The organism is Agrobacterium vacciniicorymbosi (genome assembly GCF_040427045.1).
Taxonomy (GTDB): domain Bacteria; phylum Pseudomonadota; class Alphaproteobacteria; order Rhizobiales; family Rhizobiaceae; genus Agrobacterium.
In genome coordinates this window covers 1-1,322 of record NZ_JBETMF010000028.1, presented here as the reverse complement: position 1 = coordinate 1,322, position 1,322 = coordinate 1, and the positions used below count along the sequence as shown (strand labels likewise).

1 protein-coding gene and 1 other annotated feature are annotated in these 1,322 nt (G+C 61.2%); the gene reads left to right on the top strand.

What is annotated here, in order from left to right; translation table 11 throughout:
* Positions 1 to 50 precede the first annotated feature (50 nt).
* Positions 51 to 1,282 (top strand): IS3 family transposase gene (locus ABUK73_RS23315; protein ID WP_174000245.1). Its coding sequence is split into 2 segments (ribosomal slippage): positions 51 to 342 and positions 342 to 1,282, totalling 1,233 coding nucleotides; the frame shifts between segments, so codons are not numbered across the junction.
* Positions 335 to 451 (top strand) — a sequence feature (AL1L pseudoknot). It overlaps the preceding gene by 117 nt.
* Positions 1,283 to 1,322 lie beyond the last annotated feature (40 nt).

Here is a 1,322-nt window from a genome sequence, read left to right as displayed (position 1 = left end):
TGAACCGCCCCGGATTTACCGGAGACCCCAACTCGTGAGAAGTAGGGTCTATGACAAGCAAGACGACGAACAAATTCTCCCCTGAAGTCCGCGCCCGTGCCGTGCGTATGGTGACGGAGCATGAAGCCGAACATCCCTCCCGCTGGGCAGCGGTATCATCGATAGCGTCCAAGATCGGTTGCTCGGCGCATACCCTCCATGAATGGGTGAAGAAGGCCGAGGTCGACAGCGGCAAGCGGGCTGGCCTGCCGAGCGACGTGGCCGAGAAGATGAAGGCACTGGAGCGGGAGAACCGGGAGCTTCGTCAGGCGAACGAGATTTTGCGCAAAGCCTCGGCATATTTTGCCCAGGCGGAGCTCGACCGCCCACTGAAGCGATGATTTCCTTCATCGACGAACACCGCACGGTGCTCGGGGTCGAGCCGATCTGCAGGCTGCTGCCGATTGCCCCGTCCACCTACTATGAGGTCGTTGCCAAGCGCACGGACGTGGACCGCCTGTCGGCCCGCGCCCGTCGCGACATGGCGATGAAGGTCGAGATACGCCGGGTGTTCAACGAGAACTTCCAGGTCTATGGCGTGCGGAAGGTCTGGCGACAGTTGCAGCGAGAGGGTCACGACATCGCCCGCTGCACCGTCGCTCGGCTCATGAGAATGATGGGTCTTCAAGGCATCATTCGCGGCAAGCCCGTCAAAACCACCGTGTCGGACAAGGCCGCTCCATGCCCGCTCGACCGTGTGAACCGGCAGTTCCGTGCTCCCGCACCAAACATGCTGTGGCTCTCCGATTTCACCTATGTCGCGACCTGGCAGGGCTTCGTCTACGTGGCCTTCGTGATCGATGCCTTCGCCCGGCGTATCGTAGGCTGGCGGGCAAGCCGGACGGCGCAAGCGGGTTTCGTCCTCGATGCTCTCGACCAGGCACTTCATGATCGGCGGCCCGTACATCGCGGCGGGCTCATCCACCACTCCGACAGGGGCGTGCAATACGTGTCGATCAAGTATTCCGAACGGTTGGCAGAGGCAGGTATCGAACCTTCCGTCGGAAGCGTCGGCGATAGCTACGACAACGCTCTCGCCGAAACGATCAACGGCCTTTACAAGGCTGAGGTCATCCATCGCCGAGGACCATGGCGCAACTTCGAAGCTGTGGAGTTCGCCACGCTGGAATGGGTCGATTGGTTCAACAACCGGCGTCTACTGGAGCCCATTGGAAACATTCCGCCTGCAGAGGCCGAGGAACGATACTACGCCATGCTGGACGCACCAGCATTGGCCGCATAACTTAAACCAAACGGTCTCCGGCAAGGCCGGGGCGGTTCAC